We start from the raw sequence: 15,525 nt of genomic DNA, 5'->3' as shown, positions 1-15,525 counted from the left end.
CTGGCTGACTCCCAAATAATTCAATACTTCGCACTATGACATAAATTTATGTTTGATACAGACGAAATTGGTGACCTTGCAGATCACATGGCGCAGGTGAATGCTCTATAATGCGCGTCACGCAAAATCACTACGGGCAAGAGATCATGACGCAGGATGAACTGAAAAAAGCAGTAGGATGGGCCGCTCTCCAGTATGTACAGCCGGGTACCATTGTCGGCGTGGGCACAGGGTCAACGGCAGCACACTTTATTGATGCGCTCGGCACGATGAAAGGGCAGATCGAGGGCGCGGTTTCCAGCTCCGATGCATCCACGGAAAAGCTGAAAAGCCTGGGCATTACCGTTTTCGATCTGAATGAAGTCGACCGCCTGGGAATCTACGTTGATGGCGCGGATGAAATCAACGGCCATATGCAGATGATCAAGGGCGGCGGCGCGGCGCTGACGCGTGAAAAAATCATCGCCTCTGTTGCGGACAAGTTCATCTGTATCGCCGATGCCTCGAAGCAGGTGGATATCCTTGGCAAATTCCCGCTGCCGGTTGAAGTGATCCCCATGGCGCGTAGCGCGGTCGCCCGTGAGCTGGTCAAGCTGGGCGGACGCCCGGAATACCGTCAGGGCGTGGTGACGGACAATGGTAACGTGATTCTGGATGTGCACGGTCTGGAGATCCTCGACGCCGTGGCGCTGGAAAACGCCATTAATGGCCTGCCAGGCGTAGTAACCGTAGGGTTATTCGCCAACCGTGGCGCGGATGTCGCGCTGATTGGCACCGCCGAGGGCGTTAAAACCATCGTGAAATGATCTGACGGGGGGAGCGTCCCCCCGCTAATTATTTTTGCAAAAGCGATATTTGGTGACTTGTGTCACATTTATAATCCTCTCCTGACGATCCTGCCGCTTTCCTCCTGCTCCACAGAATAATTCACTGCCAATTGCGGCTGTATGACATTTCTTCAGAGTGCCGACGCAAACGTTCATATTGCTGCAATAGTTTTTTTTGATATGTTGGCGGGAGTGGATTTCAATCCAGCACAACAACAGTTCAGACAATCAGACAGGGTCGGGGAAATGGCAAAGGTATCACTGGAGAAAGACAAGATTAAATTTCTGCTGGTCGAAGGGGTGCATCAGAAAGCACTGGATAGCCTTCGTGCGGCGGGTTACACCAACATCGAATTTCACAAAGGTGCACTGGATACCGAACAGCTGAAAGAGTCGATCCGTGATGCCCACTTCATTGGCCTGCGATCCCGTACCCACCTGACCGAAGAGGTTATTGCCGCGGCAGAAAAACTGGTGGCGATTGGCTGCTTCTGTATCGGCACCAACCAGGTCGATCTTGATGCTGCCGCGAAGCGCGGGATTCCGGTATTCAACGCGCCATTCTCCAACACCCGTTCCGTGGCGGAGCTGGTTATCGGCGAACTCCTGCTGCTGCTGCGCGGCATCCCTGAAGCCAACGCCAAAGCGCACCGCGGGATCTGGAATAAGCTGGCCTCAGGCTCTTTTGAAGCGCGTGGTAAGAAGCTGGGGATTATCGGTTACGGCCACATCGGTACACAGCTGGGCATTCTCGCTGAATCGCTCGGGATGCACGTCTTCTTCTACGACATTGAAAGCAAACTGCCGCTGGGTAACGCTACTCAGGTTCAGCATCTCTCCGATCTGCTCAACATGAGCGACGTGGTGAGCCTGCACGTGCCGGAAAACGCCTCTACCAAAAACATGATGGGTGCGGAAGAGCTGGCGCTGATGAAGCCGGGCTCGCTGCTGATCAACGCCGCGCGTGGTACGGTGGTGGATATTCCTGCCCTGTGCGACGCCCTGAAAAGCAAACATCTGGCGGGGGCGGCCATTGACGTCTTCCCGACCGAGCCGGCGACCAACAGCGATCCGTTTACCTCTCCGCTGTGCGAGTTCGACAACGTGATCCTGACCCCGCACATTGGCGGCTCCACGCAGGAAGCGCAGGAAAATATCGGTCTTGAAGTGGCCGGTAAGCTGAGCAAATACTCCGACAACGGTTCCACCCTCTCTGCGGTCAACTTCCCGGAAGTCTCTCTGCCGCTGCACGGCGGTCGCCGTCTGCTGCATATCCATGAAAACCGTCCGGGCGTGCTGACGGCCATTAACCAGATCTTCGCCGAGCAGGGGGTCAACATTGCCGCACAGTATCTGCAAACTAACGCGCAGATGGGTTATGTGGTTATCGATATCGAAGCAGATGAAGATGTTGCAGAGAAAGCGCTGCAGGGGATGAAGGCCATTCCGGGCACGATTCGCGCGCGTCTGCTTTACTAATCTGCGTTTTGTTTTGTCGGGTGGCGCTTCGCTTACCCGACCTACAAAATTTGAATGTTCCGTGTAGGCCGGGTAAGGCGACGCCGCCACCCGGCTTTTTTCACCACTGCCAAATTCTGGATGGCGTCACCACCGCAGGCAGCGGGATATCCCACTTCTCCACCGGTAACGCTTCAACGCCCTGACAATCATGCGCATAGCCCACGGGATGTAAACCGTACTGCTGCCAGTTTTGCAGGGTGCGATCGTAAAAACCCCCGCCCATGCCTAAGCGCTGGCCGCTCTCATCAAACGCCACCAGCGGCGTCACCAGCACATCCAGCTGATCCAGCGGCAATACGTCGCGCACGTCCAGTTTCGGCTCGGTGATTTTCAGACGATTCACCACCAGTTCGCTGTGAGGGTGATAGTGCAGAAACAGGAGATGACCCGGGCTAAAAGGGTGGAGTACCGGCAGATAGACTTTCTTCCCGCTGCGCCAGAGTTCATCGATAAGCGGCTGGGTATCCAGTTCACCGTCAAAGGAGAGGAACAGGGCCACCGTGTGCGCCATGACCATAGGCGGATACGCCATCATGCGGGCCGCGGCTTGCTGCGCGAAATGGGCTTGCTGTTCAGGCGTTAGGGCTCTGCGTTGCTGACGAATAAACTGACGAATTTGTTGACGTGTGGCAGGAACTTCAGGAAGTTGCGTCATGGTAGTCGCTGGGTAGAAAGGTGAGGGAATCTCCGAGATGCCGCCGCAGGCTGTAACCCTTGAACCCTTGGTTCAAGGTGAATGTGTCGTCATGATTTTAAGGCTTCTCGGACGAACCGAGCATGCTCACCAACCATGGAGCGCCACATTCTTGTGGTATGAAATATCGGCTCAGGGGACTGGCCCGCATGCGAACATCTCAGAGAAATTTTTCCTTCAGGGTCACTCTACCATAGTAGACCATGAAGTGTTATTCAAAGTTTTGCCCCGGTCTGTCAGTAATGCGACCCTGATCAAGCAATGCCTGTTCAATGGTCTGCTGGAGCATTTTAATGCGTTGTTCCATGCTCGCCGCGTATTCGCGGGTCTTCGCTTTTTCCTGAGTCAATTCATAACTGATGTTCAACGCGGCGATGAAAACCAGCTGCTCAGTATTTGTGACTCTAGTGCGTTCTTTTAAATCTTGCAACCGCTGATTCAAATCATCCGCAGCCTGATTCAAAGCATCCCTTTGTTCAGGCGGACAATTCACTCGCAGCGAACGGCCAAAAATTTGGATATCGACGGGTTGTGCAGACATGCCACCTTCCTGCTGTTTGACTGCGCTGCCTTCACACCCGATTCCGGGGGCTGCGAAGGGGCGACACTATAGCTACCCTGGTGCGCAGATACAAGCCCTATTCTGGTTCACCAGGGTCCAAAGTGGTAGCATACCATGAATATTCCTCCCAATGATGACGAATGCGCATGTCTATACAGAACGAAATGCCTGGCTACAACGACGTTAGCCAGTTACTGAACCAGCAGGGCGTGGGTTTAACACCTGCTGAAATGCACGGTCTGATCAGCGGGATGCTGTGTGGTGGAAACAACGACAGCTCATGGCTGCCGCTGGTTCACGACCTGACGAACGAAGGTCTGGCGTTTGGCCACGATCTGGCCCAGGCGTTGCGCAGTATGCATGGCGCAATCAGCGATGCGCTGGAAGATGACGGCTTCCTTTTTCAGCTTTATCTGCCTGATGGCGACGACGTCAGCGTGTTCGATCGCGCCGATGCGCTGGCCGGGTGGGTTAACCATTACCTGTTGGGGTTGGGCGTAACGCAGCCTAAACTTGAAAAGGTGACGGGCGAAGCCGGAGAAGCGATCGACGATCTGCGCAACATTGCACAGCTGGGCTACGACGAGGAAGAGGACCAGGAAGAGCTGGAAATGTCCCTCGAAGAGATCATTGAGTATGTGCGCGTCGCGTCGTTGCTCTGCCACGATACCTTTACGCGGACTCAGCCCACTGCGCCGGAAGTGCGCAAACCAACCTTACACTAATAACAACTACTGGAGGGTGTCATGACTCAGCAAGAGTACCTTCGTCGCCGTCAGGCGCTGCTGGCTACGATGCAGCCGGGAAGCGCCGCGCTGATATTTGCCGCACCGGAGGCCACGCGCAGTAACGATAGCGAGTATCCGTATCGCCAGAGCAGTGATTTCTGGTACTTCACCGGCTTCAACGAGCCGGAGTCGGTACTGGTGCTGATTAAAAGTGATGACACCCACAACCACAGCGTGCTGTTTAACCGCGTTCGGGATCTCACCGCCGAAATTTGGTTTGGCCGTCGGCTGGGACAGCAGGCCGCGCCGGAAAAGCTGGGCGTGGATCGCGCCCTGGCGTTCAGCGAAATCAACGATCAGCTCTACCAGCTGCTCAATGGCCTGGATGTGGTTTACCACGCCCAGGGCGAATACGCGTATGCCGACGAGATTCTCTTTGCCGCGCTGGATAAGCTGCGCAAAGGCGCCCGGCAAAATCTGAAAGCGCCCGCAACGATCACCGACTGGCGTCCCGTTGTGCATGAACTGCGCCTGTTTAAATCGGCTGAAGAGCTGGAGGTAATGCGTCGCGCGGGTGAAATCAGCGCGCTGGCTCATACCCGGGCGATGGAAAAGTGTCGTCCGGGAATGTTCGAATATCAGCTTGAAGGGGAAATTCATCATGAATTTTCCCGCCACGGCGCGCGCTATCCGGCCTACAACACCATTGTGGGCGGCGGTGAAAATGGCTGCATTCTTCACTACACCGAAAACGAGTCCGAACTGCGGGATGGCGATCTGGTGCTGATTGATGCCGGATGTGAATTTAAAGGCTATGCCGGGGATATCACCCGCACCTTCCCGGTGAACGGTAAATTTACCCCAGCCCAGCGCGCGATTTACGACATTGTTCTGCACTCGCTGGATACGGCGCTGATGCTGTTCCGCCCTGGCACCTCCATTCAGGAAGTGACCGGTGAAGTGGTGCGCATCATGGTCAGCGGGCTGGTGGATCTGGGTATCCTGCAGGGCGATGTCGATCAGCTGGTTGCTGAGAGTGCGCACCGTCCCTTCTTTATGCATGGCCTGAGCCACTGGCTGGGGCTGGATGTGCATGATGTGGGAGCGTATGGCCCGGAGCGTTCGCGCGTGCTGGAGCCTGGCATGGTGCTGACCGTTGAGCCGGGGCTCTATATCGCACCGGATGCCGATGTGCCTGCGGAGTATCGCGGTATCGGCATTCGCATCGAAGACGACATCGTTATCACCGAAACCGGCAACGAAAACCTCACCGCGTCGGTGGTGAAAAATGCCGATGAGATCGAGGCGCTGATGGCGGCGGCGCGCGCATGAGCATCATCATCGTTGGCGGAGGCATGACGGGGGCAACGCTGGCGCTGACCCTCTCTTCCCTGACCCAGGGTAAGCTGCCGATCCATCTGATCGAAGCCGTTGCCCCGCAGTCAACGGGCCATCCGGGTTTTGACGGACGCGCTATCGCCCTGGCGCAGGGCACCTGCCAGCAGCTCGCGCGTAGCGGCATCTGGCAGGCGATTGCCGATTGTGCCACGGCCATCGAAACCGTTCATGTCAGCGACCGGGGCCACGCCGGGTTTGTCACCCTTGAGGCGCAGGATTACCGCATTGATGCGCTGGGGCAGGTGGTTGAACTGCACGACGTGGGTCTGCGCCTGTTCCGTCTGCTAAAGGAGGCCCCTGGCGTGACGCTGCATTGCCCGGCGCGCGTGGAGCATTTTACCCGCAGCGAAGCGGCGGTGAGCGTCACCCTCGATGACGGCACCACCCTTGACGGACAACTGCTGGTGGCTGCCGACGGCTCCCGTTCGGCGCTCGGCCAGCAGTGCGGGATCCAGTGGCAACAGCAGCCCTATCATCAGCTGGCGGTGATTGCCAACGTCGCCACCGCCGAGCCACACCGTGGTCGCGCTTTTGAACGTTTTACCCAACATGGCCCGCTGGCCATGTTGCCGATGTCGCAGGGGCGCAGCTCGCTGGTCTGGTGCCATCCGCTGGAGAGTGCGGACGATGTGCAGAGCTGGTCTGATGAACGCTTCTGCACCGAACTGCAAAAAGCCTTTGGCTGGCGGCTGGGGCGGATCACCCATGCGGGCAAGCGTTCGTTCTATCCCCTGGCCTTAACTACGGCGTCGCAATCTGTCTCCCATCGCGTCGCGCTGGTGGGCAATGCAGCACAGACATTACATCCCATCGCCGGACAGGGCTTTAACCTCGGGCTGCGCGATGTCATGACCCTTGCCGAAACCCTGGCCGAGGCATTTGCGCAACAGCAGGATTGCGGGGCATATCCGGTGTTATGCCACTACCAGAAGCGTCGCCAGGCAGATAAAGCGGCGACGATCGGCGTAACCGACGGGCTGGTGCATCTGTTTGCCAATCGCTGGGCGCCGCTGGTCGTGGGGCGTAACGCCGGGTTAATGGCGATGGAACTATTCATTCCGGCACGCGATGTGCTGGCACAGAGGACGCTTGGTTGGGTCGCTCGCTAAGGAGTAAACAAAGTGCAGAATGTTGATGTCGCCATTGTCGGTGGCGGAATGGTAGGACTGGCGCTGGCCTGCGGTCTGCAGGGGAGCGGTCTGCGCGTGGCGGTGCTGGAACAGAAACAGCCGCAGCCTGTCGCTCCCGATGCGCCGCCTGAGCTACGCGTTTCGGCGATCAACGCCGCCAGTGAAAAGCTGCTGACCCGCGTTGGCGTCTGGTCAGAGATTATCGCCCAGCGCGCCAGCTGCTATCACGGCATGGAAGTGTGGGATAAAGACAGCTTCGGGCATATCGCCTTTGATGATGAGAGCATGGGCTACAGCCATCTCGGCCATATCATCGAAAACGCGGTGATCCATCATGCCTTGTGGCAGAAAGCGCAGCAGTGCAGCGACGTTACGCTGATTGCCCCGGCACAACTGCAGCAGGTGGCCTGGGGTGAAAACGATGCCTTTATTACCCTGCAAAGCGGCGACATGCTGACTGCGCGTCTGGTGGTCGGGGCCGATGGTGCCAACTCCTGGTTGCGCAACAAAGCCGACATTCCCCTGACGTACTGGGACTACCGCCATCATGCCCTGGTCGCCACTATTCGCACCGCGGAACCGCACCAGGCGGTGGCCCGGCAGATCTTCCATAACGACGGCATTCTGGCCTTTTTGCCGCTCAGCGATCCGCATCTCTGCTCCATCGTCTGGTCGCTTTCCCCTGAGAAGGCGCAGCAGATGCAGGAGGCATCAGCCGAAGCGTTTAATCAGGCCCTGTGCGTGGCCTTTGATAACCGGCTGGGGCTCTGCACTGTCGAAAGCGAGCGTCAGGTATTCCCGTTAACCGGTCGTTATGCGCGCCAGTTCGCGGCGCATCGCCTGGCGCTGGTGGGCGACGCGGCGCACACCATTCATCCGCTGGCCGGGCAGGGGGTAAACCTGGGCTTTATGGATGCCGCCGAGCTGGTGAATGAACTGCGCCGCCTCCATCGTGAGGGCAAAGATATTGGTCAGCATCTTTACCTGCGCCGGTACGAGCGTAGCCGTAAGCACAGCGCGGCAATGATGCTGGCGGGGATGCAGGGCTTCCGCGAACTCTTTGCCGGTGCCAATCCGGCGAAAAAACTGCTGCGCGATCTCGGTCTGAAACTGGCTGACACCCTCCCGGGCGTTAAACCACAACTTCTGCGTCAGGCGATGGGACTTAACGACCTGCCGGACTGGCTACGCTAATTTAGAACTCCATCACACTTTATTCTCCCGGCCTGCAGGCCGGGGGATCTCCCTCGTTTGAAATAATCTAATTTCACCGCCTTTTTCGCATTAGATTAACTAATCTGGCTATTTTTATGTTACGGAAATTTCGCGCATTTTTCCGCAGTAAATATCAGCCTGTGCTAAATCCCATCTTATCGACTTTGCTTTTGTGCGGAACGATTCGCATTTTTATAGTGAATAACTCTGTACGCTTTGCTGGCTTTTTTGACCATAAGCTAATGTGATGACCCATTTTGCCTTATGGTTAACCACCGTTTTCGGTGGTAAGTTCTGAGGAAAGAGAACGTTTGCGTCGGTGTCCGGGAGCGATGCCGATGCCGGGTTTCGTGGTGAATTTTTCGCCATGAAACGCAAGACAGCCCAGCTCATTCAACGAGGATAAGATGGCTCAACAGACGCCTTTGTATGAACAACACACCTTATGCGGTGCACGCATGGTCGATTTCCATGGCTGGATGATGCCGCTGCATTATGGTTCGCAGATTGATGAGCATCATGCGGTGCGCACCGATGCCGGTATGTTCGACGTCTCTCACATGACCATTGTCGATCTGCACGGCAGCCGCACCCGGGAGTTTTTACGCTATCTGCTGGCAAACGACGTCGCCAAACTGAAGACGCCGGGTAAAGCGCTCTATAGCGGCATGCTGAATGCCTCCGGCGGCGTTATTGACGACCTGATTGTCTATTACCTCTCTGAAGATTTCTTCCGCCTCGTTGTAAACTCCGCCACCCGCGAAAAAGACCTCTCCTGGATCACCCAACACGCTGAACCTTACGGCATCGACATCACCGTGCGTGACGACCTGTCGCTGATTGCGGTGCAGGGGCCAAATGCCCAGGCGAAAGCCGCCTCCCTGTTTAACGAAGAACAGCGTAAAGCCACCGAAGGCATGAAGCCGTTCTTTGGCGTGCAGGCGGGCGATCTCTTTGTGGCGACCACCGGCTACACCGGTGAAGCGGGCTATGAAATTGCCATGCCGAACGAAAAAGCGGCCGATTTCTGGCGTGCGCTGGTGGAAGCGGGCGTTAAGTCGGCGGGTCTGGGCGCGCGCGATACGCTGCGTCTGGAAGCTGGTATGAATTTATATGGCCAGGAGATGGACGAAGGGGTCTCTCCGCTGGCGGCCAACATGGGCTGGACCATAGCCTGGGAACCGGCCGATCGCGACTTTATCGGTCGTGAAGTGCTGGAACAGCAGCGTGAGAAGGGCACCGAACAGCTGGTTGGCCTGGTGATGACCGAGAAAGGCGTCCTGCGCGGTGAACTGCCGGTACGTTTCACCGATGCCAATGGCAACCACTGCGAAGGCATTATCACCAGCGGCACCTTCTCCCCGACGCTGGGTTACAGTATTGCGCTGGCGCGTGTGCCGGCGGGCATTGGCGAGACGGCCGTGGTGCAGATCCGCAACCGCGAAATGCCGGTCCGCGTGACCAAACCGATTTTTGTTCGCGCCGGTAAACCGGTCGCCTAATTATTTTTATCAGGAGAAATTCAATGAGCAATGTGCCAGCAGAACTGAAATACAGCAAAGAACACGAGTGGCTGCGCAAAGAAGCCGACGGCACCTATACCGTTGGGATCACCGAACATGCTCAGGAGCTGTTAGGTGACATGGTCTTTGTGGATCTGCCGGAAGTGGGCGCGACCGTGACCGCGGGCGACGACTGTGCGGTGGCGGAATCGGTAAAAGCAGCTTCAGACATCTATGCCCCGGTCGGCGGCGAAATCGTGGCGGTTAACGACGCCCTGAGCGACTCCCCGGAGCTGGTCAACAGCGAGCCTTACGGCGAAGGCTGGATCTTCAAAATTAAAGCCAGCGATGAAGCGGAAGTTGCCGCCCTGCTGGATGCCACCGCGTACGAAGCTCTACTCGAAGACGAATAAATACGCCTCATCCTTCACGTTGCAGGCGCGTTGGCTTCCTCGCTCACCCCGGTCACTTACCTGAGTAAGCTCCCGGGGATTCGCTGCGTCGCCGCCTTCCTGCAACGCGAATGATTTAGCGTATTCAGTTAAATTCCAAATACGATTCACTGCACGTTTCAGGAACCATCGCTCATGACACAGACTTTAAGCCAGCTTGAAAACCGTGGCGCCTTCATCGAACGTCACATTGGGCCGGATGCTCAGCAACAGCAGGAGATGCTGAAGACGGTTGGCGCGGATTCGCTCAACGCCTTGATCGGCCAGATTGTGCCAAAGGATATTCAGCTCGACACGCCGCCGCAGGTGGGGGAATCAACCACTGAATATGCCGCACTGGCGGAACTGAAGGGCATTGCCAGCCTGAACAAGCGCTTTAAGTCTTACATTGGCATGGGTTACACCAACGTGCAGTTACCGCCGGTGATCCTGCGTAACATGCTGGAAAACCCGGGCTGGTACACCGCGTACACCCCTTATCAGCCGGAAGTCTCTCAGGGCCGTCTGGAAGCGCTGCTCAACTTCCAGCAGGTGACGCTGGATCTGACCGGTCTGGATATCGCCTCCGCCTCGCTGCTGGATGAAGCCACTGCCGCCGCAGAAGCGATGGCGATGGCAAAACGCGTCAGCAAACTGAAGGGCGCAAACCGCTTCTTCGTCGCAGCCGACGTGCATCCGCAAACCCTCGACGTGGTACGTACCCGTGCTGAGACCTTTGGCTTTGAAGTGATTGTTGATGATGCCGATAAAGTGCTGGATCACCAGGATGTGTTCGGCGTGCTGTTGCAGCAGGTTGGCACCACCGGTGAAGTGCACGATTACGCCAAACTGATTGCCGAGCTGAAAGGGCGTAAAATTGTCGTCAGCGTGGCGGCCGATTTTATGGCGCTGGTGCTGTTAACCGCCCCGGGTAAACAGGGCGCAGACATCGTTTTCGGCTCCGCGCAGCGCTTCGGCGTACCGATGGGCTACGGCGGTCCACACGCGGCCTTCTTCGCCGCCAAAGATGAATTCAAACGCTCCATGCCAGGCCGTATTATTGGCGTATCGAAAGATGCCGCCGGCAATACCGCCCTGCGCATGGCGATGCAGACTCGCGAGCAGCATATCCGCCGTGAGAAAGCGAACTCCAACATCTGTACCTCTCAGGTACTGCTGGCCAACATCGCCAGCCTTTATGCGGTCTATCATGGCCCGGTTGGCCTGAAGCGTATCGCCAGCCGCATTCATCGCCTGGCCGATATTCTCGCCTGTGGCCTGCAGCAGAAAGGTCAAAAACTGCGTCACGCCCACTTCTTCGACACCCTGTGCGTTGACGTGGCCGACAAAGCGACCGTGCTGGCACGCGCTGAGGCGGCAGAAATTAACCTGCGCAGCGATATCCTGAATGCGGTCAGCATCACCCTGGATGAGACCACCACCCGTGAGGATCTGCAGGTGCTCTTCAACGTCCTGCTGGGTGAAGACCACGGTCTGGATGTGGACACGCTCGATAAAGAGGTGGCGCACGACAGTTGCTCCATTCAGGCGAGCATGCTGCGCGATGACGCGATCCTGACGCATCCGGTCTTTAACCGCTATCACAGCGAAACCGAGATGATGCGCTATATGCACTCTCTGGAGCGCAAAGATCTGGCCCTGAATCAGGCGATGATCCCGCTGGGCTCCTGCACCATGAAGCTGAACGCCGCCGCCGAGATGATCCCAATCACCTGGCCGGAATTCGCTGAACTGCACCCATTCTGCCCGGCCGATCAGGCGGAAGGGTATCACCAGATGATCAACCAGCTCTCCGACTGGCTGGTGAAACTGACCGGCTACGACGCACTCTGCATGCAGCCAAACTCCGGCGCCCAGGGTGAATACGCAGGTCTGCTGGCGATCCGCCATTATCACGAGAGCCGTAACGAAGGGCATCGTGATATCTGCCTGATCCCAAGCTCCGCCCACGGCACCAACCCGGCATCGGCCCAGATGGCAGGGATGGAAGTGGTGGTAGTGGCCTGCGATAAAAACGGCAACATCGACCTGGCCGATCTGCGTGCGAAAGCGGAACAGACCGGCGATAAGCTCTCCTGCATCATGGTCACCTATCCGTCCACTCACGGCGTGTATGAAGAGACCATCCGCGAAGTGTGCGAAATTGTGCACCAGTATGGCGGCCAGGTTTACCTCGATGGCGCCAACATGAACGCCCAGGTGGGGATCACCACGCCAGGCTTTATCGGCGCGGACGTGTCGCACCTGAACCTGCACAAAACCTTCTGCATTCCGCACGGCGGCGGCGGCCCGGGCATGGGCCCGATCGGTGTGAAAGCGCACCTGGCGCCGTTTGTTCCGGGCCACAGCGTGGTGCAGATCGAAGGCATGCTCACCCGTCAGGGCGCGGTCTCTGCGGCACCGTTCGGCAGCGCCTCTATTCTGCCAATCAGCTGGATGTATATCCGCATGATGGGCGCAGAAGGGCTGAAGCAGGCCAGCCAGGTGGCGATCCTGAATGCCAACTACATCGCGACGCGTCTGAAAGATGCCTATCCGGTGCTCTACACCGGCCGTGATGGTCGCGTGGCGCACGAGTGCATCCTCGATATTCGTCCTCTGAAAGAAGAGACCGGTATCAGCGAGCTGGATATCGCCAAGCGTCTGATCGACTACGGCTTCCACGCCCCGACCATGTCGTTCCCGGTTGCGGGTACGCTGATGGTTGAACCAACCGAGTCCGAAAGCAAAGTTGAGCTGGACCGCTTTATCGATGCGATGCTGGCGATCCGCAGCGAAATCGACCGCGTGAAGGCCGGTGAGTGGACCCTGGAAGATAACCCGCTGGTTAACGCGCCGCACACCCAGAACGAACTGGTAGAGGAGTGGAACCACGGTTACACCCGCGAACTGGCGGTCTTCCCGGCAGGCGTAGCCAACAAGTACTGGCCGACCGTGAAGCGTCTTGATGACGTTTACGGCGACCGTAACCTGTTCTGCTCCTGCGTGCCGATGAGCGAATACCAGTAATCTTTCTGTCATACTGTAGGCCGGGTAAGCGTCAGCGCCACCCGGCTTTTTTTTATCCGGAGGTTGTAGATGGCAATCGCATTAGTCACCGGCGCCAGCCGTGGGATTGGCAAAGCGACGGCGCTTGAGCTGGCGCGTGTGGGTTATAACGTGGCGGTGAATTATCACCACAACATCAGCGCCGCCACCGACGTGATCAATCAGATTACAGAAGAGGGCGGCAGAGCCTTTGCCCTGCGCGCGGATATCAGCGACGAAGCGCAGGTTATGGCGATGTTCGACAGCCTCGATCGCGAAGGGGAGCCCCTCGCCGCGCTGGTCAACAACGCCGGGATTCTCTTCGAGCAGAGCACCATTGAGAACCTCTCCGCCGAGCGGATTAACCGCGTGCTGGCCACCAACGTGACCGGGTATTTCCTCTGCTGCCGCGAAGCGGTGAAACGCATGTCGCTGAAACATGGCGGTAAAGGCGGGGCGATCGTGAATGTCTCTTCAGCAGCCTCACGACTCGGCGCGCCGGGGGAGTATGTGGATTACGCGGCATCGAAAGGGGCGGTGGACTCCCTGACGACCGGGCTATCGCTGGAAGTGGCGGCCCAGGGCATCCGGGTGAACTGCGTGCGTCCGGGGCTGATTTACACCGACATTCATGCCTCCGGCGGTGAACCGGGGCGGGTGGATCGGGTGAAGTCGATGCTGCCGATGCAGCGCGGCGGCCAGCCGGAAGAGGTGGCGCAGGCGATTGTCTGGCTGCTGAGCGAGAAGGCCTCGTACGTGACGGGCAGTTTTATTGAGTTAGCGGGCGGGAAGTAAGGCCCCTCACCCTAACCCTCTCCCCATAGGGGAGAGGGGATCGATCGCAGGCCGGTGCAAGCGCAGCGCCGCCCGGCAATGCCGGATTAAAGCGTCTCGCCGTTGCTGGCGATCACTTTTTTGTACCACTCAAAGCTCTTCTTACGCGAACGGGACATGTCGCCGGTGCCGTCGTCGTGCTTGTTCACATAGATAAAGCCGTAACGTTTGCTGTACTGGCCGGTAGTGAACGACACGCAGTCGATGCAGCCCCACGGGGTGTACCCCATCAGATCCACACCATCGTAAGTGACCGCTTTCATCATCTCTTCCACGTGCGCGCGCAGATAGTCGATGCGGTAGTCATCATTGATGCTGCCGTCCTCTTCTACTTTGTCGTACGCGCCAAAGCCGTTTTCCACGATAAACAGCGGTTTCTGATAGCGCTCATAGAGTTCGCACAGGGAGTAACGCAGGCCCACCGGGTCAATCTGCCAGCCCCAGTCGGACGCTTTCACGTGCGGGTTCGGCACGCTGCCTTCAAAGCCGGAGATCGCATCGCCGGTGCCGCCTTCCGCTTTCACCGCGTTGGTCATGTAATAGCTGAAGCCCAGATAATCACAGGTGCCTTCGCGCAGGATCTGCTCGTCGCCCGCTTCCATCTTGATGGTGAAACCGCGGCGCTCCCACTCATTCAGCACGTAGGACGGGTAGTAACCCCGCAACTGCACGTCGGTAAAGACATAGCGTTCACGCATCGATTCCTGAGCAAACATCACATCTTCTGGTTTGCAGGAGTAAGGATAGAGCGCGACCATTGCCAGCATGCAGCCGACTTTCATCTCCGGGTTGATGCGACGGGCCGCTTTCACCGCCAGGGCGCTGGCCACGAACTGGTGATGCAGCACCTGGTACATGGTCTCTTCCGGATTCTGATGCTCGGTATAGACCACCCCGGAGCAGCAGTAGCCGAACAGCGGCGCGCGCCAGTTACGCTGATTGTTGATTTCGTTGAAGGTCATCCAGTATTTGACCTTGCTCTTGTAGCGCTCAAAGACCACTTCGGCGAAGTTGACGAAGAAATCGACCACCTTACGGTTGGTCCAGCCGCCGTACTCCTGCACCAGGTGCAGCGGCATTTCGAAGTGGGAGAGGGTGATGACCGGCTCGATGTTGTATTTCAGCAGCTCATCGAACATGTCGTCGTAGAACTTCAGCCCCTCTTCGTTGGGCTGAGTTTCGTCACCTTTCGGGAAAATACGGGTCCAGGCGATGGAGGTGCGGAAGCATTTGAAGCCCATCTCGGCAAACAGCTTGATATCTTCTTTATAGTGACCGTGGAAGTCGATGGCCTCGTGGTTAGGGTAGTATTTGCCGTCAACTACCTCCTGGGTGATTTCACGCGGTACGCCATGCGCGCCGCCGGTCAGCACGTCACAAATGCTCGGGCCTTTGCCGCCTTTGTTCCAGCCGCCTTCAACCTGATGCGCCGCAACCGCGCCGCCCCATAAAAAGTCTTTTGGTAAGGTGAGTTTTTTCATCTTTGCTAATCTCATTTATTGCTATTGTTTTTGAGTCTAACAAAGGGGAATAAAATGTCACGATATAACAATTCGTGAGAGTTGTAATATGTTACACCGAAAAAACAGGGTGTTTTATTCCGTTAATTTCTTCGGTAATGACTCCAACTTATTG

The 15,525-nt window shown here is 57.2% G+C and carries 13 protein-coding genes and 1 other RNA gene; 10 read left to right on the top strand and 4 right to left on the bottom strand.

What is annotated here, in order from left to right:
• Positions 1-146 precede the first annotated feature (146 nt).
• Positions 147-806, top strand: coding sequence for a ribose-5-phosphate isomerase RpiA (gene rpiA / locus B3X29_RS10185; protein WP_103180978.1), 660 nt, complete (start codon positions 147-149; stop codon positions 804-806).
• 267 nt (positions 807-1,073) lie between these two features.
• Positions 1,074-2,306 carry a phosphoglycerate dehydrogenase gene (serA, locus tag B3X29_RS10180; RefSeq protein ID WP_103176889.1) on the top strand — a complete coding sequence of 411 codons (1,233 nt, stop codon included), beginning with the start codon at positions 1,074-1,076 and terminating at the stop codon, positions 2,304-2,306.
• Positions 2,307-2,406: 100 nt separating this feature from the next.
• On the opposite strand, the gene B3X29_RS10175 is transcribed toward serA, so the two are convergent.
• The 3 genes from B3X29_RS10175 to zapA all read right to left on the bottom strand — a co-directional run bounded on the left by B3X29_RS10175 (position 2,407) and on the right by zapA (position 3,583).
• Positions 2,407-3,003 carry a 5-formyltetrahydrofolate cyclo-ligase gene (locus tag B3X29_RS10175; RefSeq protein WP_159339838.1) on the bottom strand — a complete coding sequence of 199 codons (597 nt, stop codon included), beginning with the start codon at positions 3,001-3,003 and terminating at the stop codon, positions 2,407-2,409.
• A 25-nt stretch (positions 3,004-3,028) separates the two neighbouring features.
• Positions 3,029-3,212: non-coding RNA, 6S RNA (gene ssrS / locus B3X29_RS10170), on the bottom strand.
• A 41-nt stretch (positions 3,213-3,253) separates the two neighbouring features.
• Positions 3,254-3,583 (bottom strand): cell division protein ZapA, encoded by a 330-nt coding sequence (zapA, locus tag B3X29_RS10165; RefSeq protein WP_039029820.1) that lies wholly within the window; start codon positions 3,581-3,583, stop codon positions 3,254-3,256.
• 167 nt (positions 3,584-3,750) lie between these two features.
• On the opposite strand from zapA, the gene B3X29_RS10160 reads away from it, so the two are divergent.
• From B3X29_RS10160 to B3X29_RS10125, 8 genes are all read left to right on the top strand, one after another.
• Entirely contained in the window at positions 3,751-4,329 is a 579-nt protein-coding gene (locus B3X29_RS10160; protein WP_139156297.1) for a YecA family protein, read from the top strand.
• A gap of 21 nt (positions 4,330-4,350) precedes the next feature.
• A complete protein-coding gene (gene pepP / locus B3X29_RS10155; protein WP_103176886.1) occupies positions 4,351-5,664 on the top strand; it encodes a Xaa-Pro aminopeptidase in 1,314 nt (437 codons plus the stop codon).
• On the top strand, positions 5,661-6,839 hold the full coding sequence (gene ubiH / locus B3X29_RS10150) for a 2-octaprenyl-6-methoxyphenyl hydroxylase (protein WP_159339837.1): 1,179 nt from the start codon (positions 5,661-5,663) through the stop codon (positions 6,837-6,839). The genes pepP and ubiH overlap by 4 nt, the downstream gene beginning before the upstream one ends.
• Positions 6,840-6,851: 12 nt before the next feature.
• Entirely contained in the window at positions 6,852-8,054 is a 1,203-nt protein-coding gene (gene ubiI, locus B3X29_RS10145; RefSeq protein WP_159339836.1) for an FAD-dependent 2-octaprenylphenol hydroxylase, read from the top strand.
• A 428-nt stretch (positions 8,055-8,482) separates the two neighbouring features.
• On the top strand, positions 8,483-9,577 hold the full coding sequence (gcvT, locus tag B3X29_RS10140; RefSeq protein WP_290531436.1) for a glycine cleavage system aminomethyltransferase GcvT: 1,095 nt from the start codon (positions 8,483-8,485) through the stop codon (positions 9,575-9,577).
• A 23-nt stretch (positions 9,578-9,600) separates the two neighbouring features.
• Positions 9,601-9,990, top strand: coding sequence for a glycine cleavage system protein GcvH (gene gcvH / locus B3X29_RS10135; protein ID WP_039029826.1), 390 nt, complete (start codon positions 9,601-9,603; stop codon positions 9,988-9,990).
• Between the two features lie 174 nt (positions 9,991-10,164).
• Complete coding sequence (gene gcvP, locus B3X29_RS10130; RefSeq protein ID WP_290531435.1) at positions 10,165-13,038, top strand: aminomethyl-transferring glycine dehydrogenase; 2,874 nt, start codon at positions 10,165-10,167, stop codon at positions 13,036-13,038.
• 69 nt (positions 13,039-13,107) lie between these two features.
• Positions 13,108-13,851, top strand: a complete 744-nt coding sequence (locus B3X29_RS10125) for an SDR family oxidoreductase (protein WP_103176880.1) — start codon at positions 13,108-13,110, stop codon at positions 13,849-13,851.
• Between the two features lie 86 nt (positions 13,852-13,937).
• Here the strand turns inward: B3X29_RS10125 and bglA are convergent, their stop codons facing one another.
• Complete coding sequence (gene bglA / locus B3X29_RS10120) at positions 13,938-15,371, bottom strand: 6-phospho-beta-glucosidase BglA (RefSeq protein WP_156655195.1); 1,434 nt, start codon at positions 15,369-15,371, stop codon at positions 13,938-13,940.
• Between the last annotated feature and the right edge of the window lie 154 nt (positions 15,372-15,525).

The organism is Leclercia sp. UBA5076, assembly GCF_002416465.1.
Classification (GTDB): Bacteria; Pseudomonadota; Gammaproteobacteria; order Enterobacterales; family Enterobacteriaceae; genus Enterobacter.
The sequence above is the reverse complement of the archived record's forward strand: the minus strand, read 5'-3'. Positions and strand labels throughout refer to the sequence as shown.